19 protein-coding genes are annotated in these 19,138 nt (G+C 72.5%); 11 read left to right on the plus strand and 8 right to left on the minus strand.

The features are described 5' to 3' along the window. The first annotated feature begins 6 nt into the window (after window positions 1-6). From ACFXKG_RS25375 to ACFXKG_RS25390, 4 genes are all read left to right on the plus strand, one after another. Window positions 7-1,218 carry an ArsA family ATPase gene (locus ACFXKG_RS25375; protein WP_384843359.1) on the plus strand — a complete coding sequence of 404 codons (1,212 nt, stop codon included), beginning with the start codon at window positions 7-9 and terminating at the stop codon, window positions 1,216-1,218. Window positions 1,219-1,307: 89 nt separating this feature from the next. Further along, window positions 1,308-1,853, plus strand: coding sequence for a DUF5304 domain-containing protein (locus tag ACFXKG_RS25380; protein WP_384843362.1), 546 nt, complete (start codon window positions 1,308-1,310; stop codon window positions 1,851-1,853). Between the two features lie 66 nt (window positions 1,854-1,919). Beyond that, window positions 1,920-2,861: an ROK family glucokinase gene (locus ACFXKG_RS25385; RefSeq protein WP_384843365.1), complete on the plus strand. Its 942-nt coding sequence runs from the start codon at window positions 1,920-1,922 to the stop codon at window positions 2,859-2,861. Between the two features lie 178 nt (window positions 2,862-3,039). Next, window positions 3,040-3,804: an endonuclease/exonuclease/phosphatase family protein gene (locus ACFXKG_RS25390; RefSeq protein WP_384843368.1), complete on the plus strand. Its 765-nt coding sequence runs from the start codon at window positions 3,040-3,042 to the stop codon at window positions 3,802-3,804. Between the two features lie 22 nt (window positions 3,805-3,826). On the opposite strand, the gene ACFXKG_RS25395 is transcribed toward ACFXKG_RS25390, so the two are convergent. Further along, window positions 3,827-4,654 carry a hypothetical protein gene (locus ACFXKG_RS25395; RefSeq protein ID WP_384843372.1) on the minus strand — a complete coding sequence of 276 codons (828 nt, stop codon included), beginning with the start codon at window positions 4,652-4,654 and terminating at the stop codon, window positions 3,827-3,829. Then, window positions 4,647-5,426, minus strand: a complete 780-nt coding sequence (locus ACFXKG_RS25400) for an alpha/beta hydrolase (RefSeq protein ID WP_384843375.1) — start codon at window positions 5,424-5,426, stop codon at window positions 4,647-4,649. The genes ACFXKG_RS25395 and ACFXKG_RS25400 overlap by 8 nt, the downstream gene beginning before the upstream one ends. Before the next feature lie 169 nt (window positions 5,427-5,595). On the opposite strand from ACFXKG_RS25400, the gene ACFXKG_RS25405 reads away from it, so the two are divergent. From ACFXKG_RS25405 to ACFXKG_RS25420, 4 genes are all read left to right on the plus strand, one after another. Continuing rightward, complete coding sequence (locus ACFXKG_RS25405) at window positions 5,596-6,309, plus strand: lysophospholipid acyltransferase family protein (protein WP_384843378.1); 714 nt, start codon at window positions 5,596-5,598, stop codon at window positions 6,307-6,309. A 78-nt stretch (window positions 6,310-6,387) separates the two neighbouring features. After that, window positions 6,388-7,656, plus strand: a complete 1,269-nt coding sequence (gene macS, locus ACFXKG_RS25410) for a MacS family sensor histidine kinase (protein ID WP_384843381.1) — start codon at window positions 6,388-6,390, stop codon at window positions 7,654-7,656. A gap of 131 nt (window positions 7,657-7,787) precedes the next feature. Next, window positions 7,788-8,432: a response regulator gene (locus tag ACFXKG_RS25415; RefSeq protein ID WP_384843578.1), complete on the plus strand. Its 645-nt coding sequence runs from the start codon at window positions 7,788-7,790 to the stop codon at window positions 8,430-8,432. Between the two features lie 135 nt (window positions 8,433-8,567). Continuing rightward, entirely contained in the window at window positions 8,568-9,596 is a 1,029-nt protein-coding gene (locus ACFXKG_RS25420) for a 6-phosphofructokinase (RefSeq protein ID WP_384843384.1), read from the plus strand. 152 nt (window positions 9,597-9,748) lie between these two features. Here ACFXKG_RS25420 and ACFXKG_RS25425 read toward each other — a convergent pair whose 3' ends face one another. Beyond that, window positions 9,749-11,722, minus strand: a complete 1,974-nt coding sequence (locus ACFXKG_RS25425) for an anthranilate synthase family protein (protein ID WP_384843581.1) — start codon at window positions 11,720-11,722, stop codon at window positions 9,749-9,751. A 340-nt stretch (window positions 11,723-12,062) separates the two neighbouring features. On the opposite strand from ACFXKG_RS25425, the gene ACFXKG_RS25430 reads away from it, so the two are divergent. Both ACFXKG_RS25430 and ACFXKG_RS25435 read left to right on the plus strand, forming a co-directional pair. Then, window positions 12,063-13,415, plus strand: coding sequence for a class II 3-deoxy-7-phosphoheptulonate synthase (locus tag ACFXKG_RS25430; RefSeq protein ID WP_384843387.1), 1,353 nt, complete (start codon window positions 12,063-12,065; stop codon window positions 13,413-13,415). A gap of 156 nt (window positions 13,416-13,571) precedes the next feature. Beyond that, the gene (locus ACFXKG_RS25435) at window positions 13,572-13,829 is read left to right on the plus strand and encodes a bacterioferritin-associated ferredoxin (RefSeq protein WP_384843390.1); all 258 of its coding nucleotides are present in this window, start codon (window positions 13,572-13,574) and stop codon (window positions 13,827-13,829) included. Between the two features lie 36 nt (window positions 13,830-13,865). Here the strand turns inward: ACFXKG_RS25435 and bfr are convergent, their stop codons facing one another. Next, window positions 13,866-14,345 carry a bacterioferritin gene (bfr, locus tag ACFXKG_RS25440; RefSeq protein WP_382888602.1) on the minus strand — a complete coding sequence of 160 codons (480 nt, stop codon included), beginning with the start codon at window positions 14,343-14,345 and terminating at the stop codon, window positions 13,866-13,868. Between the two features lie 157 nt (window positions 14,346-14,502). Between bfr and ACFXKG_RS25445 the strand changes: the two genes are divergently transcribed. Next, a complete protein-coding gene (locus ACFXKG_RS25445; protein WP_384843394.1) occupies window positions 14,503-15,135 on the plus strand; it encodes a sulfite oxidase-like oxidoreductase in 633 nt (210 codons plus the stop codon). A 46-nt stretch (window positions 15,136-15,181) separates the two neighbouring features. Here the strand turns inward: ACFXKG_RS25445 and ACFXKG_RS25450 are convergent, their stop codons facing one another. From ACFXKG_RS25450 to thiS, 4 genes are all read right to left on the minus strand, one after another. Beyond that, window positions 15,182-16,036 (minus strand): deoxyribonuclease IV, encoded by an 855-nt coding sequence (locus ACFXKG_RS25450; protein ID WP_365806643.1) that lies wholly within the window; start codon window positions 16,034-16,036, stop codon window positions 15,182-15,184. 6 nt (window positions 16,037-16,042) lie between these two features. Further along, window positions 16,043-17,986, minus strand: a complete 1,944-nt coding sequence (gene pknB, locus ACFXKG_RS25455) for a Stk1 family PASTA domain-containing Ser/Thr kinase (protein ID WP_384843397.1) — start codon at window positions 17,984-17,986, stop codon at window positions 16,043-16,045. Between the two features lie 147 nt (window positions 17,987-18,133). Beyond that, window positions 18,134-18,928, minus strand: coding sequence for a thiazole synthase (locus ACFXKG_RS25460; RefSeq protein WP_384843400.1), 795 nt, complete (start codon window positions 18,926-18,928; stop codon window positions 18,134-18,136). A 5-nt stretch (window positions 18,929-18,933) separates the two neighbouring features. Continuing rightward, window positions 18,934-19,134: a sulfur carrier protein ThiS gene (gene thiS, locus ACFXKG_RS25465; protein ID WP_384843584.1), complete on the minus strand. Its 201-nt coding sequence runs from the start codon at window positions 19,132-19,134 to the stop codon at window positions 18,934-18,936. Window positions 19,135-19,138 lie beyond the last annotated feature (4 nt).

The following is a 19,138-nucleotide window of genomic DNA, read 5'->3' on the forward strand; positions in this document are numbered from 1 at the left end:
CCCCCGATGCGTACGGTCCTCGTCACCGGTCCCGGCGGCGCGGGCCGTACCACCATCGCCGCCGCCACCGCGCTCGCCACCGCCCGCCACGGCGGCCGGGTCCTGCTGCTCTCCGCCGACCCCCTCGACGACCTGCTCGGCACCGACCCGGGCACCCTGGGCCCGGACCCCGCCCCGGTGGGACCCGACGGACTGTGGGCCGCCCGCGTCGACGCCGCCGAACACTTCCGTACGGAGACCCTCGCCCTCCAGGAGCGTCTCGCCGCCGGACTCGACCTGCTCGGCGCCCGCCCGCTCGCCGGCGAGGAACTCACCCCGCTGCCGGGCAGCGGCCAGTCCGCCCTGCTCCAGGCCCTGCGCCGGGCCGCCGCCGGTGACTGGGACACCCTCGTCGTCGACCTGCCGCCGCTGCGTGAGGCCCTCGCCCTGCTCGCCCTGCCCGAACAGCTCCGCCGCTACCTGCGCCGGCTGCTGCCCCAGGAACGCCAGGCCGCCCGCGCGCTGCGCCCGATGATGGCCCAGCTCGCCGGGATACCCATGCCCGCGCAGTGGCTGTACGAGACCGCCACCCGCTGGGACTCCGAACTCGCCGCCGTACAGCGGCTGATCGAGGACCCCGCGACGACCGTACGGCTGGTCGCCGAGCCGGGGCCCGCCGCAGCGCGGGCGCTGCGCACGGCGCGCACCGGGCTCGCCCTCCACGGGCTGCGCGCCGACACCTCCGTACCCAACCGCCTGCTGCCGCAGGACCCGGCCGACCCCTGGCTCGCGACGCTCGCCGCCCAGCAGCGCAAGTACCTGGCCGAATGGCCGGACGACCGGCAGCCGGTCGGACACCTCGGCCGCGATCCGCACGGACTCGACGACCTCGCGTCGCTCGCCGCGGCGCACACCGCCGCCGGGGAGGCCGGGACCGGAGGAACGCTGGCGGTCGCGCCGGCCGGACCGGAGACCGCCACGATCTCCTGGCCGGTCGAGGACCGGCTCGCCGAGGAGGACCTGCTGGTCTGGCACATCCCGCTGCCCGGCGCGGTCAAGAGCGAACTGAACCTGGTCCGCAAGGACGACGAACTCCTGCTGACCGTCGGCCCGTTCCGGAGAATCGTTCCCCTGCCGTCCGCGCTGCGCCGCTGCACCGTCACCGGAGCCGCCCTCACGGACGGGGAGCTGAGGGTGAGATTCGCCCCCGACCCCGCTCTGTGGCCGCGCGGACACTGAAGGACGTACCTCCGTTCGGGTACCGTCGAAGGTACGAACCCTTCCGCTGCCCATGGCGGGAGGCTCCGTCCCTGACGCAGGAGTACGCCATGAGCGACGCCACCGAGCGCCCCGCCGCCGACTCGGACGCCTGGGCCACGGCATGTGCCGAAGACCTGGAAGCGGAGAAGGCGCGCCGCCGGGCCCTGTACGGCCCCCCGCCGGGATCCGCCGCCGACGAGCTGCGCAAGCTGGTCGACGCCGTCGCCGACAAGGTCTCCGCGCTCCAGAGCCCGCTGCTCGGCACGGTCGCGCAGGGCGCCGTGCAGCAGTTCATCCACCAGGCCCGGCAGGCCGTCGAGCCGGTCATCGAGCGCAACCCCGGGGTCTTCGACCACCTCGCCGCCGCGGGCGGCGAACTGCTCGCCGCGTACCGCTCGGCCGTCGAGGGCCAGGAGGCCCGCTGGACCCAGGGGCAGTCGGCCGCGTCCGCCCCGTCCTCCCCGGCTGCCCCTTCGTCCCCGTCGGCCCCGCCGTCCGGGGAAGCGGACGCGGTCCGGCCGGACACCGTACGGCCGGACACCAAGAAGTCCGACGACCCCAGCGACCCCCGCGACGAGAAGCCCGGTCCCGACGGCCGTATCGATCTGGACTGACCGTTCGGGCACCTGCCCTCGGGTACGGTTGGCCCTAGCGGGGCTCGACCGAAAACTGAGGGACACATGGGACTCACCATCGGCGTCGACATCGGCGGCACGAAGATCGCGGCCGGCGTGGTCGACGAAGAGGGCACCATCCTGGAGACGCACAAGGTGCCCACTCCGCGGACCGCCGAAGGCATCGTCGACGCTATCTGCACGGCTGTCTCCGGCGCCGGCGAGGGGCAGCAGATCGAGGCCGTCGGCATCGGTGCCGCCGGCTACGTCGACGACAAGCGCGCCACCGTCCTCTTCGCGCCGAACATCAACTGGCGCCACGAACCGCTCAAGGACAAGGTCGAGCAGCGGGTCGGGCTCCCGGTCGTCGTGGAGAACGACGCCAACGCGGCTGCCTGGGGCGAATACCGCTTCGGCGCGGGCCAGGGCCACGAGGACGTCATCTGCATCACGCTCGGCACCGGGCTCGGCGGCGGCATCATCATCGGCAACAAGCTGCGCCGCGGACGCTTCGGTGTGGCCGCCGAGTTCGGGCACATCCGGGTCGTCCCCGACGGCCTGCTGTGCGGCTGCGGCAGCCAGGGCTGCTGGGAGCAGTACGCGTCGGGCCGCGCCCTCGTCCGGTACGCCAAGCAGCGCGCCAACGCGACACCGGAGAACGCGGAGTTGCTGCTCGGCCTCGGCGACGGCACCACCGAGGGCATCGAGGGCCGGCACATCAGCGCGGCGGCCCGGGCCGGCGACCCGGTGGCCGTCGACTCCTTCCGAGAGCTGGCCCGGTGGGCGGGCGCGGGCCTGGCCGATCTGGCCTCGCTCTTCGACCCGTCCGCGTTCATCGTCGGCGGCGGTGTCTCCGACGAGGGCGAGCTGGTCCTCGACCCGATCCGCAAGTCGTTCCGGCGCTGGCTGATCGGCGGCGAGTGGCGGCCGCACGCCCAGGTCCTGGCGGCCCAACTGGGCGGCGAGGCAGGGCTGGTGGGCGCGGCGGACCTGGCCCGGCAGGGCTGACCCGCACCCGCCGCTCCGGCAACTGAAGCCATCCGCGCCCGCCGCGCCCCGCAGGGGGTACGGCGGGCGCGGTGCCGTAGGGGCCGTACGGGCATGGACGGGCCCGTGCCCGTACCGGTGGCCGGACGCGCGTGCTGTCGGCCCGTACGGGCAGCGGCGCACCCGTATCGTCTACGGCATGGCGACGCTCCCGCCCCTGCCCCCGTTGCCCGACTCCCGTACCGAGCCGGACGGTTCGGCCGTGATCCGGGTGCTCAGCTACAACATCCGCTCGATGCGCGACGACCGCGCGGCGCTGGCACGGGTGATCACCGCCTGCGCGCCCGATCTGCTCCTCGTCCAGGAGGCACCGCGCTTCTTCCGCTGGCGCAGGCGGGCCGCCTGGCTGGCCGCGCACACCGGCCTCGTGGTGCTCGGCGGCGGCGCCCCCGCGACGGGCCCGCTGCTCCTGTGCTCGCTGCGCGTCGCGGTCGAACACACCGAGGACGTCCTGCTGCCGCACACCCCCGGTCTGCACCGGCGGGGCTTCGCGACGGCGGTGGTACGGGTCGGGCGCGCCCGCCTCGCGGTGCTGAGCTGCCATCTCAGCCTCCAGGCCGCCGAGCGGTACGCGCAGGCGGGGATGGTGCTCGACCGGGTGGCGGCGATGGACGCCCCGCACACGGTCGTGGCGGGCGACCTCAATGAACGGCCCGACGGCCGCGGTTTCCGGCTGCTCGCCGGGAAACTCCAGGACTGCCGGTCGGTCCGCCCGTGGGGCGACGAGTACACCTCCACCCCGGAGCGTCCGCATCAGCGCATCGACGCGGTCTTCGCCACCGAGGGCGTCGAGGTCCTCGGCTGCGGGGTGCCGCGGGGGCTGCCCGGCGTCACCGAGGCGGACCTGAGGGCGGCCACGGACCATCTGCCCGTGCTGGCCGCCCTGCGCGTACCGGCGGGGTGAGCGTCCCGGGGAGGCGAAGGCGTCAGACGACCGCGCCGCGGCCCGGGTCGTCGCTCTCGTCGTCGTCCGGGTCCATCCGCGCCACCAGCGTCGCGAAACCGCCCAGGAAGCCGCCGATGCAGATTGTGGTCAGCCACCAGGTCATGTCCCAGCTCAGCAGGACCGCGATCAGCATCAGCACCGGTCCGCCGATCACGGCGAGCCAGGCGAATCTGGCCGTGACATCGGACTCGGGGAGCGGGGGCGGCTCCGGCGGGACGAAGTGGCCCTCGTCGTCTCCCGTGTCCCCGTCACCGTCGCCCGGTTCCGCGAGCCGGTAGTCGCGGGGACCGCCGCCCGGGACCGCGATGCCCGGGCCGCCGACGCCGGGCGCGAAGGTGATCGAGCCGCCCAGCGCGGGCTTGTCGGCCTCCGGCTCCTCGGCACCGTCGGCCGCCCGCTCCCCGGCCCCGCCCTCGCCGGCCTTCCCGGCGGCCGCGGCCGAGCCCGATGCCGTACCGGAGCCCGTACCCGTGGTCGAACCCGTACCCGTACCGGAGCCCGCGCTCGTGCCCGTACCGGAGCCTGTATCTGCACCCGAGCCCGTGCCGGAGCCCGTGCCCGCCTCCGGGCCGCCCGCCCCGCTCGGTGCCGCCGGGGGCTTCAGCGGTCCCGGAGGCTCCGGCACCGCTTCCGTCCGGGGATCCTTACCGTTCCGCTCGCCCTCCAGCAGGGCCAGGTCCTCGACCGACTTGAACGGCTTGGCGCCCGGCGGGTCCGCCGGCTCCTCCCCGTACCCGGCGACGATCGCCGCCCAGGCCGCCTCCTCGTCGATCGGCTGCGGTTCGCGGTTCGCGTCATGCTCAGCCACCGGTGGTGCTCCCCTTCTTCCCGACAGTCGGAGCGAGCCGGCCGATGAACGTGAGACTCTCCTCGAAAATCCGCTCCGCGTCATGGTCCAACGTCGCGACGTGGTAGCTCTGTTCCAGCAGAACCTCACGGACATCCGTCGAGGAGACCCGGCCGAGGATCCTGGCCGAGTCGGCCGGTGGCACCACGTGGTCCACCGCGCTGTGCAGCAGCAACAGCGGCTGGTTGACCTGGGGCAGCGACGCGTCCACCAGCCGGAAGAAATTCCGCAGCGAGTGCGCGCAGTGCAACGGCACCCGGTCGTATCCGACCTCCGCGCCGCCCTCCTTGGCGATGTCGCTCGTCAGCCCCTTGGTGGTGGCCACGAAGTGGCGGAGGACCGGCAGCGCGTACGCCGCCGCCCCGTGCACCTTGATCCCCGGATTGACCACGACGACCCCGCTGACCGACCGCCCGTGCCGCGCGGCCAGCCGCAGCGCCAGCGCCCCGCCCATCGACAGCCCCAGCACGAAGACCCGCTCGCACCGCTCCAGCAGCTCCCGCAGCGCCCGGTCCACCTCCGCGTACCAGTCCTGCCAGCCGGTGAGCCGCATGTCCTGCCAGCGCGTGCCGTGCCCGGGCAGCAGGGGGAGGGACACGGTCAGCCCGTGCCCGGCCAGGTATTCGGCCCAGGGACGCAGTGACTGGGGGGAACCGGTGAATCCGTGACAGAGGAGGACGCCGACCTCGCCGCCCTCATGGCGGTACGGCTCGGCTCCAGGAAGGACCGGCACCAAGGTCTCCTGTTCGTGAGGCTCGGAAGGTGTACTTCACCGTACGCGACCGGACCGACACCGACCAGGTCCGTCCGGCCCTTCCGGAGTCCGTCCGGCGCTCGCGGAGAGGGGAGCGCGGGCACCCCAGGGGTTAAGGTCGGTCCACAGCACACAGGAGGAATTCGAGTTGATCTACGGCGCAGTGAAGGTCTCCATCGGAGGGCCGCTGAAGCTCGCCTTCAGGCCCTGGGTGGAGGGACTTGAGAACATTCCCGCCGAGGGACCGGCGATCCTCGCGAGCAACCACCTCTCTTTCTCGGACTCGTTCTTCCTCCCGGCGGTGCTCGACCGCAAGGTCACCTTCATCGCGAAGGCGGAGTACTTCACGTCGCCCGGCGTGAAGGGCAAGCTCACCGCCGCCTTCTTCAAGGGCGTGGGCCAGCTCCCCGTGGACCGCTCCGGTGGGCGCGGCGCGGGCGAGGCGGCGATCCAGAGCGGGATAAAGGTCCTGGAGAGAGGCGAGCTCTTCGGTATCTACCCCGAGGGCACCCGCTCGCCCGACGGCCGCCTCTACCGGGGCAAGCCGGGCGGACTCGCGCGCGTGGCGCTCGCCTCCGGGGCGCCCGTCATCCCCGTCGCCATGATCGACACCGAGAAGATCCAGCCGCCCGGCAAGGTCGTCCCCAAGCTGATGCGCCCGGGGATCAGGATCGGCAAGCCGCTGGACTTCACGCGCTACCAGGGCATGGAGGGCGACCGCTTCATCCTGCGGTCGGTCACCGACGAGGTGATGTACGAGATCATGAAGCTATCCGGCCAGGAGTACGTGGACATCTACGCCACGGCCGCCAAGCGGCAGATCGCGGAGGCGGCGAAGGCGTCGTCGACAGCTGAGGGATAGGGCGACGGTCCGCGGGCCGTCGGCCCGCGCCGACGCGGCGGGGCCAGGGGCGGGGAACCAGGGGGAGGGCAGCAGGAGATGGCCAAGCGCGAGCGCGTGGTGCGGATGTCGGTCGAACAGCCGCTGTGGCAGGCGCTGAGCGGCTACCGCGTGCTGACGATGCTCTACGCGGTGCTGCTCTTCTTCCTCGACCGCGACCGCTTCGAACGCCCGTGGGTCGCCGCGTCCTACCTCGCCGTCCTGGCCGTCTGGACACTTGTCACGCTTCCCAAGGTCGCCAACGCGGCGAGCTGCACCAAACGCTTCCTGGGCGCCGATCTCACCATCGGTCTCACCGGCATCCTGCTCACCCCGTTCACCGACCTCCAGGCCCGCTCGGTCGACGGGCTCACCCTGCCGTCGATATGGGTCGCCGGATCGGTCCTCGCCTTCGCGGTCAAGGGCGGCTGGCGGTGGGCCGCCTTCGCGTCGACCTTCGTCGGGGTGGCCAATCTGATCCAGCGCGGCCATCCCACCCTGGACACCGTGCACAACGTGCTGCTCGTGTGGGTCGCCTCCATCGCCATCGGTTACGTCGTGGAGGTCGCCCGCGCCTCCGAACGCACCCTCGCCCGCGCCCTGGAGATCGAGGCGGCGACCCGTGAACGGGAGCGGCTGGCCCGGGACATCCACGACAGCGTGCTCCAGGTGCTCGCCATGGTGCAGCGGCGCGGTACGGCGCTGGGCGGCGAGGCGGCCGAGCTGGGCCGGCTGGCGGGGGAGCAGGAGATCGCCCTGCGGACCCTGGTCTCCAGCGGGCTGGTGCCCGTCTCCCGGGTCTCGGAGGACGCCGCACGGGGCGCGGTCGTCCGGACCGTCAACAGCGCTGACAGCGCCCACGGCACCGGCACGGCCGACGGCGGGCGGCGGGACGGCGGCTCCGGACCGTGCGACCTGCGGACCCTGCTCGCGCCGTACGCGGGATCCCGGGTCACCTTCTCCGAACCGGGCGCCCCGGTCCTGCTGGAGCCCGCCGCCGCCCGGGAGTTGGCGGCGGCTGTCGGTGCCGCCCTGGACAATGTGAAGAGCCACGCGGGCGAGGACGCCCGCGCCTGGATCCTGGTCGAGGACTGGCCGCAGGAGGTGATCGTGACCGTACGGGACGACGGCCCCGGCATCCCCGAGGGCCGGCTCGCGCAGGCGGAGGGGGAGGGGCGTCTCGGTGTCGCGCTCTCGATCCGCGGCCGGCTGCGGGATCTTGGCGGCACGGCCGAGCTGATCTCGGTGCCGGGACAGGGCACGGAAGTCGAGTTGAAGGTTCCCCGCGTGTCGGCGGAGCCACGGGGACGGGGAAAGACGAAGCGATGAGCGAGCAGAGCACGGCGGGCACAGCGGGCACGGTGGACAGGACGGACACGACGGACATGACACGGTCGGCGGTCGGCGCGGGGACGGTCGGCGACCCGGCCGCGGGCGGCGGGGAAGGGCCGGTCCGGGTGATGGTGGTCGACGACCACCCGATGTGGCGCGACGCGGTCGCCCGCGACCTGGAGGCGGCGGGCTTCGACGTCGTCGCCACCGCCGGGGACGGCCCCCAGGCGGTGCGCCGAGCCCGCGCCACCACCCCCCAAGTGCTCGTCCTCGACCTCAACCTGCCGGGCATGCCCGGCGTCCAGGTCTGCAAGGAACTGGTCGGTTCCCTTTCCGGGCTGCGCGTCCTGGTGCTCTCCGCCAGCGGTGAGCACGCCGATGTGCTGGAGGCGGTCAAGTCCGGCGCCACCGGCTATCTGCTCAAGTCGGCCAGTACGGAGGAGCTGACCGACGCCGTCCGCCGCACCGCCGCCGGCGACCCGGTCTTCACCCCGGGGCTCGCCGGGCTGGTGCTCGGGGAGTACCGCCGCCTCGCCTCGGAGCCCGCGCCGGCCGCCGCCGACGAGCCGAGGGCACCCGAACTCACCGACCGTGAGACGGAGGTGCTGCGCCTGGTCGCCAAGGGGCTCTCGTACAAGCAGATCGCGGAACGGCTGGTCATCTCGCACCGCACCGTGCAGAACCACGTCCAGAACACGCTCGGCAAGCTGCAACTCCACAACCGCGTCGAGCTGGTGCGGTACGCGATCGAGCGCGGGCTCGACGACATCTGAGCCGCCCGCGGGCCCCGGCCCGCCCCCGGCAGGGTCCCCGAAACATTGCCGTCCGCCCTCTGGTGCAACGGGATTGCCCCCGTGCACCATGCCGGAGTGACCTGAATCACCCCTCCTGGCGAAGGGACGTGCTTCATGCGGGTCGGAGTGCTGACGGGCGGCGGCGACTGCCCCGGGCTCAACGCGGTCATCCGGGCTCTCGTGCGCAAAGGCGTTCAGGAGTACGGCTACGGCTTCACCGGCTTCCGGGACGGCTGGCGCGGCGCGCTGGACGGCGACACCGTACGGCTCGACATCCCCACCGTGCGCGGCATCCTGCCGCGCGGCGGCACCATCCTCGGCTCCTCGCGCACCAATCCGTTCAAGGAGGAGGACGGCGTCCGCCGGATCAGGGAGACCCTGGCCGCGACGGGCGTCGACGCGCTGGTCGTGATCGGCGGCGAGGACACGCTCGGGGTCGCGTCACGCCTCTCCGACGAGTACACGGTGCCCTGCGTCGGTGTCCCCAAGACCATCGACAACGACCTGTCCGCCACCGACTACACCTTCGGGTTCGACACCGCCGTCGGGATCGCGACGGAGGCCATCGACCGGCTGCACACCACCGCCGAGTCCCACATGCGCGTCCTGGTCTGCGAGGTGATGGGCCGGCACGCCGGCTGGATCGCCCTGCACTCCGGGCTCGCGGGCGGCGCCAACGTCATCCTCATCCCCGAGCAGCGCTTCGACGTCGACCAGGTCTGCGCCTGGGTGACCTCCCGCTTCAAGGCGTCGTACGCGCCGATCGTGGTCGTCGCGGAGGGCGCGATGCCCAAGGACGGCGATCTGGTCCTCAAGGACGGCACGCTGGACTCGTACGGCCACGTCCGGCTGTCCGGTGTCGGCGAGTGGCTGGCCAAGGAGATCGAACGGCGCACCGGCAAGGAAGCCCGCACCACCGTGCTCGGCCATGTCCAGCGCGGCGGCACCCCGAGCGCCTTCGACCGCTGGCTGGCCACCCGCTTCGGCCTGCACGCGATCGAGGCGGTGCGCGACGGCGACTACGGGAAGATGGTCGCCCTGCGCGGCACCGACATCGTGCGCGTCCCGATGGCGGAGGCGACGGCCCGGCTCAAGACGGTCCGCCCCGAGCTGTACGAGGAGGCGGGCGTCTTCTTCGGCTGAGCGGCGCCGGCTCGGATCACGCCGGAATCGGATCACGCCGGACCCTGATCACGCCGGACCCGCCCCGGTGCCGCGTCGGCGCGCCGGGAGCGGCGCCGGGCGGCCGGGAACCCGTGAACCCGGCCGCCCGGCGCACCGGGCTCCGCTATCCCCTATCTCCGTACTGCCGCCGCCGTCGTCTCCGCCCCCGCCAGCAGCTCCGTCACGATCCCCGGGCCGTCCAGCGTCAGCACCGACTCCGGATGGAACTGCACCGACGCGAACCCCGCGCCCCGCAGCGCGTGCACCTCCCCGCTCGCCGGGTCCCGGCTCACCTCGACGCCCCGCGCCGCCAGCCGCGCCGCCGCCGCGCCGTCGCACCGCGCGGTGAAGCTGTTGTAGAAGCCCACCGTCTCCTCCCGGCCGAAGAGCCCGACGCGGGTCTGGAGGCCCTGGTACGGCACCCGCTTGCGTACGGTGTCCAGCCCCAGCTCCGCCGCCAGCAGCTCGTGCCCCAGGCAGACCCCGAGCACGCCGTGGCGCCGGGTGCCGCGTGAGTCCAGCAGTTCCGCCGCCAGCCCGCGCAGCAGCCGCATCTTCGGGTCACCGCTGTCCGCCGGGTCACCGGGGCCGGGACCCAGCACCACGGGCCCCACCCGGTCCGCGTGGCCGAGCGCCGCCTCACGCAGCCCCGGCTCGTCGTAGCGCCGTACGGTCACCGCCAGCCCCGAGGAGCGCAGGAGGTGGGCCAGCATCGCGGTGAAGGTGTCCTCGGCGTCGACGATCAGCGCGTGCCCCGACAGCGCCGCGGTGGTCTCCCGCATCCGCAGCCAGAACGGCGCCAGATCCGCGCGCCGCGCGTCCAGCGCCGCCCGTACCCGCGGGTCGTCGGCGAGCCGGGGCCGCGCCGCCTGCGCGCGCGGGCGCCCCGGCCGTACCCCCAGCGCCGCCAGCACCCCCGCCGCCTTGGCGTGCGTCTCGGCCACCTCGCTCTCCGGCCGCGAGTGGCGTACGAGCGTGGCCCCGACCGGCACCCGCAGCGCGCCGCTGGCGCCGATGTCGGCGGTACGGATCAGGATCGGGGAGTCGAGGGTCGCCGCACCGCCGGAGTCCCGCCCGAGGAGCGCGAGCGCGCCCGCGTAGTAGCCGCGTCCGCCCACCTCGTGGCGCTCGATGACCCGGCAGGCGTTCTGCACCGGCGAGCCGGTGACCGTCGCCGCGAACATCGTCTCCCGCAGCACCTCGCGCACATCGAGCGAGGAGCGCCCGCGCAGTTCGTACTCGGTGTGCGCGAGATGGGCCATCTCCTTGAGCCGGGGGCCGATCACCACCCCGCCCCGGTCGCCGACCGTGCACATCATCTTCAGCTCCTCGTCGACGACCATGGACAGCTCGTCGGTCTCCTTGCGGTCGCCCAGGAACTCCAGCAGCGCCTCAGGAGCGGGGTTCCCGGCCGGATAGCGGAAGGTCCCGCTGATGGGGTTCATCACGACGGTTCCACCGCTCATCCGGACATGCGCCTCGGGACTGGCCCCGACCAGCGTCCGCCCGCCGGGCCGGCCGTCACGGTCACCGCCGCCGTCACCGCCGGGCCCGCCCGTGTGCACCAGGAACGTCCAGTACGCGCCCTGCTCCCCGACGAGCAGCCGCCGGAAGAGCGCGAGGGCGTCCGCCCGGCCGAAGCCGGGGATCCGGCCCTCGAAGGTGCGCCGGATGACGAAGTTCGCGCCCTCGCCCCGGCCGATCTCCTCGTCGACGACCCGCCGCACGATCTCCGCGTACCGCTCGTCGTCGAGGTCGAAGGCGCCGGCCTCGACCCGTACCGCGTGCGCGGGCAGCCGGTCGAGCACCTCGCCGAGGGGCAGCTCGTACGTCTCGTCCGCGACCAGCACGGCCAGCGGCGTCCCGTCGTCCCGTACGTCGAAGCCGCGCTCCCTGATCTGCCGGAACGGCACCAGGGCCAGCGCGGTGCGGTCGCCCGCCGGGAGATCGGCGAGCCGCTCCGCCTCATGCACGGAGCCGATCAGCAGCTCGACGGTGTCATGGTCACGGCCGGGGGTGCGGCGGCGCAGCAGGGCGAAGGGCGGACAGTCGTCGTCCAGCAGCCGGCCGATCAGCCGGGCGGCCGGGGAAGGATCGGTGGCCATCAGATCGGTGGCCATCGGGCCGGTGTTCATCGGGCCGGTGTTCATCGGGTCGGTGTTCATCTGCGGTGTTCCTTCCGGAGGAGGGAGAGGAACGGCCCGCTTCCCCGGCCGGGAACCTGGCATCCGGACCTGGAGAACACTGAAGGCCGCCCCTCGGGCGGCCTTCGTGATTCGTGGTGCGCGCGTGAATCAGTGGACCGCCGGACGAGCGGGCCACCACCAGGTCTGATGCGAATGCGCGAACATGAGCCGCACCATAGTGCATGCGCCGGGGCACCGGTCTGTTCCACACTGTGAGCGCCGCGCCGCCCGGCGCCCTCGACCACGTAATCTGGAGCGCGTGACAGTGAACGCTGAGAACTCCGCCAAGCATGTGCCGTCCTGGCACGATCTTCCCGCTGCTCAGCAGCCGGAGTATCCGGACCGCGAAGCCCTGCGTGCTGTCGTGGCGGAGCTGGAGAGCTATCCGCCGCTGGTCTTCGCGGGGGAGTGCGACCAGCTCCGTGCCCGGCTGGCGTCCGTCGCCAAGGGCGAGGCGTTCCTGCTGCAGGGCGGTGACTGCGCCGAGGCGTTCGACGCCGTCTCCGCCGACCAGATCAGGAACAAGCTGAAGACCCTCCTTCAGATGGGCGCCGTTCTCACGTACGCGGCGTCCGTGCCGGTGGTCAAGGTCGGCCGGATCGCCGGGCAGTACTCGAAGCCGCGCTCCAAGGGCACCGAGACCCGCGACGGCGTGACCCTGCCGACGTACCGGGGCGACTCGGTCAACGGCTTCGCCTTCGACGAGAAGTCCCGCGTCCCCGACCCCGAGCGCCTCAAGCGGATGTACCACGCGTCCGCCGCGACGCTCAACCTGGTGCGCGCCTTCACCACGGGTGGTTACGCCGACCTGCGCCAGGTGCACGCCTGGAACCAGGACTTCGTGAAGTCGTCCCCGTCGGGCCAGCGTTACGAGCAGCTCGCCCGCGAGATCGACAACGCGCTGAACTTCATGAAGGCGGCGGGCACCGACCCGGCCGAGTTCCGCACCGTGGAGTTCTACGCCTCGCACGAGGCGCTGCTGCTGGACTACGAGTCGGCGCTGGCCCGGGTCGACTCCCGGACCGGCGGGCTGTACGACGTCTCGGGCCACATGGTGTGGATCGGTGAGCGCACCCGCCAGCTCGACGGCGCGCACATCGAGTTCGCCTCGAAGATCAGGAACCCGATCGGGATCAAGCTCGGCCCGACGACCACCGTCGACGAGGCGCTGACCTACATCGACCGGCTCGACCCGGACCGCGAGCCCGGCCGGCTCACCTTCATCGTCCGCATGGGCGCCGACAAGGTCAGGGACAAGCTCCCGACCCTGGTCGAGAAGGTGACCGCGTCCGGCGCCACGGTGGCCTGGGTGACGGACCCGATGCACGGCAACACCTTCGAGGCGGCCTCCGGTCACAAGACCCGCCGCTTCGACGACGTGCTCGACGAGGTCAAGGGCTTCTTCGAGGTCCACAAGGCGCTCGGCACGCACCCGGGCGGCATCCACGTCGAGCTGACCGGCGACGACGTCACCGAGTGCGTGGGCGGCGGCGACGAGATCTTCGTCGACGATCTGCACCAGCGCTACGAGACGGCCTGCGACCCCCGGCTCAACCGCAGCCAGTCGCTGGACCTGGCCTTCCTGGTCGCGGAGATGTACCGGGACCAGTAGGAGCCTCCTGTACGGCCCGGTGGGGCGCGGATCGGTGTGATCCGCGCCCCACCTGCGTTTCCAGGACTTTTCCGTATCCGGCATGGCAGGTAAGGTTAGGTTAGCCTCACCGATCATGCGGCGTGGCTCCACATCAGTGGCACTCGGCGTCGGGAGGTGAACCGCGTGTACGTCTGCTCATGTTTCGGGATCACCGAGACGCAGGTGAAGGAACACGCGGCGGCCGGCGCGTGCACGCCCCGCGAGATCGCGTCGGCGAGCAAGGCCGGCACCGACTGCGGCTCGTGCGTACGGCGTATCCAGTCGCTGCTGGGACGCGGCGGATGTCCGCGCCGTGAGCTGCGGGAGCAGCAGCCGCAGTCGCAGCAGCCGCCGCAGCAGCGGCCCGCCCCGGTCCTCAGGGACGCCGCGTAGGTCCCTGTACCGGCCGTTCAAACCGTCGCAGCTGTCTCAGCTGTCGGGCTGCTCGATGAGCTGGGCGATGTAGAGCGGTTCACCGAGTTTCTCGATCAGCTCCAGTTGCGTGTCGAGATAGTCGATGTGGTGTTCCTCGTCCTCCAGGATCGATTCGAAGATCCCTTTGGACGTGTGGTCGCCTTTGGACCGCATCACGTCGATACCGCGCTTGAGGCGGTCGATCGCCTCCACCTCGACCTGCCGGTCCGCCTGGAACATCTCCGTGACCGTCTGGCCGACCCGTACATGGAAGAGCCGCTGATAGTTCGGCAGGCCCTCCAGGAACAGCAGCCGGTCGGTGAGGAGTTCGGCGTGCTTCATCTCGTCGAACGACTCGGCCCGGGTGTACTTGGCGAGTTTTGTCCAGCCGAAGTTCTCCTGCATTTTCGAATGGAGAAAGTACTGATTGATCGCGGTCAGTTCGGCGGTCAGCTGCTCATTGAGGAATTCAATGACCTCGGGGTCGCCCTGCATCGCGCGGACTCCTTCCAAGCCGGTGACGGAGCGGAATGCTGGGCATCCTCGCACCGTGATCCGGAGGTCGTCCAGTAAGTGCACGCTTAGTAGGAGTTGCCGGAATCGAGGTGTACCTGGTCATCACCACCCCTCCCGGTCTGTCACCATGGAAGGCATGGGTCAGCCGGAGAGCCGGGAGCGTCAGGAGCCGGAAGTGTCCGAGCTGCCGCCGGGACAGCGCCTGCAGCGCGGCTGGCCGGTCACCCATTACGGCCCCGTACCGAAGTTCCGGCAGGAACGCTGGGAGTTCCGGGTCTTCGGCGCGACCGCCGACGGCGACAAACACTGCTGGAACCATGGTGAGTTCTCGGCGCTGCCGTTCTCCACCGTGGTCGCCGATCTGCACTGCGTCACAAAATTCAGCATGGTGGGGGCCGAATGGGGCGGGGTGCCCGCCCGGACGATCGCGGAACTCGCGCCGCCCGCGCCGGACGTCACGCATGTGATGGTCTGGGCCGAGTACGGCTTCAGCTCGAATCTACGGCTCGCCGACTTCGTATCCGACCGCACGATCTTCGCCACCCACAAGGACGGCGAATTGCTCACCGCGGAACACGGATTTCCGGTACGGCTCATCGTTCCGCAGCTCTACGCCTGGAAGGGCCCGAAATGGGTCCGGGGCGTGGAATACATGACCGCCGACCGCCGGGGTTTCTGGGAGGAACGCGGTTACCACAACGTGGGCGACCCCTGGTCCGAGCAGCGCTACTCCTACCAGGAACTCCCGGGCGACGGCCCCGAACTCTGACGGCCCCGAACTCTGACGGGGCCGGGGCCCCGCCGGGAGTGAGGGCTCAGCCGTCGCGCAGCTTCTTCAGCCGGGCCACGTCCGCCGCGTGCCCCTCCTTGCCGCCCGGGGTCTCGATCACCAGCGGTACGCCGGCGGTCGCCGGATGCGTGAACAGCTCGCGGAACGGGTCCTCCCCGATGTGCCCCGCGCCGATGTTCTCGTGCCGGTCCTTGTGCGCGCCCGTCACGTCCTTGGAGTCGTTGGCGTGGATCAGCTTGAGCCGGCCCGCGCCGACCGTGTCCACCAGCAGGTCCAGGGTCTGCCGCATGCCGTGCGGCCCGGCCAGGTCGTGCCCCGCCGCGAAGATGTGGCAGGTGTCCAGGCAGATCCCCAGCCGGGGGTGGGAGTCCAGCGCGTCGAAGTAGGGGCCGAAGTCCCAGGTCCGCGAGCAGAGCGAGAAGCCCTGGCCCGCCGTCGACTCCAGCAGCAGGAACGGGTCGTCGTCGTGGGTCAGCTCGTCCAGGAGCGGCAGCATCCGCTCCCGTACCTGTGCGAGCGCCACCTCACGCGGCCGCCCGCCGGTCGCGGAACCGGTGTGCACGACCACGCCCAGCGCGCCGATCTCCCGGCCCCGCCGCAGACTGTGGCGGAGCGACTCCACGGACTTCTCGGCGGTCGCCTCCGTGTGCGAACCGAAGTTGATCAGATACGGGGCGTGTACGTACGCGGGCATCCGCGCCGCCGCGCACTCGGCGCGGAACCGCTCGTCCTGCGCCGGATTCCCGGCGGGCGTCGCCCAGCCGCGCGGATTGGCCGCGAAGACCTGGACGGTCTCCGCGCCCAGCTCGCGCGCGTACGCCAGACCGGTCGTGGCGAGCCCGCCGGCCACGGGGACATGGGCGCCGACAGGGTTGCGCATCTGTTTCTAGAGTCCCTTGGTCTTGATGGTGATGGTGGAGCCCTCGGGGGCCTGTTCGCCGCCGGCGACGGACTGCTCGCCCACGGTGTCCCCCAGGAACGGGAAGCTCCGCTCGACCTCGACCTGGAAGCCCGCGTCCTCCAGCAGCTTCTTCGCGGCCTCGGTGCTCTGTCCGGTCACATCCGGTACGGAGACCATCCGCGGGCCCTTGGAGACCGTCAGCGTGACCGTGTCGCCCTGCGCCAGGCGGGTCCCCTCCGCGGCGGACTGCCGGGCGATCGTGCCCTCGTCCTGCGCGGAGTTCACCCGCTCCGTGGCGACCTTCACCGTGAGCCCCGCGTCCTCCAGCTCGGTGGTGGCGTCGGCCACGGACTCGCCGGTCACATCGGGCATGTCGACGGGGGCGCCCTTGCTGACCAGGAGCGCGATCCCCGCGTCGGGCCGTACGTCCCGGCCCGCGGCCGGCGTGGAGCTGATCACGGTGCCCCGCGCGACGTCCTCGTCGAACTCCCGCTTGACGAGTCCGGCGGCCAGCCCGGCCTCCTTCAGGGCGGACCGCGCCTCGGCCAGTGTCTTGCCGGTCAGGTCGGGCACGCGGACGATCTCCGGGCCGCGCGAGATGACCAGCGTCACCGGACCGCTGCCCCGGACCCGGGAGCGGGGCTCCGGATCCGTCCCCATCACCGTGCCCCGGTCGAAGCTGTCGCTGAAGTCGCGGGTGATCTTCGCGTCCAGGCCCTCGGCGCCGAGGCGCTCGCGCGCCTCCTGCTCCGTCTGTCCGAGCAGCGACGGCACCCGGGTGAACTGGCCCGAGTTGATGTACCAGACCCCTGTCCCCACCCCGAGGACGAGCAGCACCGCGACGACCGCCGCGAGCACCCCGCGCGACGGCATCCCCCGGCGCCCCCCGGCCCCGTACCGGGACCGGCCGGCCGGCGGCCCGGCGTCCGGGGGCGGCATCTCCAGCCGGCTCGTGTGCCGGACGGGCTCGTCGTCGGGCTCCTCGACGGGCCGGATCCGGGGGATCACCGTCGTACGCCCGTCGGCGTCCGCGCCGGCCGCCGGCTCGGGCCTGGCCCGGGGTGGTACGGCGTCGAGCTGCGCGTCGGTGAGCGCCGCGCGGGCCGCGCGGACCAGCGCCAGCAGCGCGACCGCGTCGAGCGGCCGGTCCTCGGGGTCCCGCGCGGTCGCCGCGGCGACCAGCCGGTCCAGCTCCGGGGCGAGCCCGGGAACGGCGGCGGACGGGGCCGGCACGTCCTCGTTGAGATGGCGGTAGAGGACCTGCGCGGGGGTGTCCCCGGAGTGCGGCTTGGCACCGGTCAGCATCTCGTGCAGGACGACCCCGCAGGCGTACACGTCGACGCGGGTGTCGGACGTGCCGTGCTCGATCTGCTCCGGCGCGAGGTACGAGACCGTGCCGAGGACGGTCCCGGTGGTGTTGGTCACCTCCCCGACGCCCCTGACCAGCCCGAAGTCGGCGACCTTGACCCGGCCGTCGTCCCCTATCAGCACGTTCTCCGGCTTCATGTCCCGGTGGACGAACCCGGCCCGGTGCGCGGCGCCGAGCGCGGCGAGCACCGGCTCCAGGATGTCCAGCGCGGCCCGCGGGCGCAGCGCGCCACGCTCCCGTACGACATCGCGCAGGGTGCACCCGGCGACGTACTCCATCGCCAGGTAGACGTACGCGTCCTCCGCGCCCTGGTCGAAGACCGCGACCACATTGGGGTGCGCCAGCCGCGCCACCGACTTGGCCTCGCGGATGAACCGCTCCACGAAGGAGGCGTCCGCCGCGAGCGCCGGATGCATCACCTTGAGCGCCAGGACCCGGTCGAGCCGGGTGTCCACGGCCCGGTAGACCGTGGCCATGCCGCCGACCGCGATCCGCGCCTCGACGCGGTAACGGCCGTCGAGCACCTGCCCGACGATGGGGTCCTGAAGGGTCGTATCCACGCCGGTGAGTCTACGAGTCACCGCCGACACTCCCGAAGCCCCGGTCGGACCGGGCACCCGACTGAAGCCGACCTGTGACAGGCCTCCCGGAGCGTCGTGACGCACCGGACGCGCCGGGCCCCGTACGAGCCCGGCGCGCCGGGCGGGTCAGAAGCAGGGCCGCTCCGGGTCGAGCGCCGCCACCCCGTCCACCGGCGAGGACGCCTCCGCGAAGTGGCGGCGCGGGATCCGGCCCGCCCGCCGCGCCAGCCGGCCCGCCGCCACCGCGTGCCGCATCGCCTCGGCCATCAGCACCGGCTCCCGGGCGCGGGTGACCGCGGACGCCAGCATCACCGCGGCGCACCCCAGCTCCATCGCGAGCGCCGCGTCCGACGCGGTACCCGCGCCCGCGTCCAGGATCACCGGGACGCCGGCGCGCTCCACGATGAGCTGGAAGTTGTGCGGGTTGCGGATGCCGAGCCCGGAGCCGATGGGCGAGCCGAGCGGCATGATCGCGGCGCACCCCACGTCCTCCAGCTTCGCCGCCAGGACCGGGTCGTCGTTGGTGTACGGAAGGACGGTGAACCCGTCGTCCACCAGGGTCTCCGCGGCGTCCAGCAACTCCACCGGGTCGGGCAGCAGGGTGCGTTCGTCCGCGACGACCTCCAGCTTGATCCACTCCGTGCCGAGCGCCTCCCGGGCGAGCCGGGCGGTGAGGACGGCCTCGCCGGCGGTGAAGCAGCCCGCCGTGTTGGGCAGCGGGCGGATGCCGAGCCGGTCCAGCACGGAGAGCACGGAGCCCTGCACGGTGGGGTCGAGGCGGCGCATCGCGACCGTGGTGAGTTCGGTGCCGGAGGCGATCAGCGAGCGTTCGAGGACGTCGAGGCTGGGCGCCCCGCCCGTCCCCATGATCAGCCGGGAGGCGAACGTGGCGGAGCCGATGGTGAGCAGGTCGTCGGCCATGTCCGTCAGCCTCCCTGGACGGCGGTGAGTACTTCGACCCGGTCGCCGTCGCTGAGCGCGGTGCCGGACCAGCGGGTACGGGGGACCACCGTCTCGTTGACGGCGGCGGCCACCCCGGAGCGCGCGGGGGTGAGGGTCGCGACGACGGCGTCGAGCGTGGTCGCGGCGGCGAACTCGCGTCGCTCTCCGTTGACGGAGACATGCATCACG

The organism is Streptomyces sp. NPDC059255 (assembly GCF_042752355.1).
In the GTDB taxonomy this organism is placed as follows: domain Bacteria; phylum Actinomycetota; class Actinomycetes; order Streptomycetales; family Streptomycetaceae; genus Streptomyces.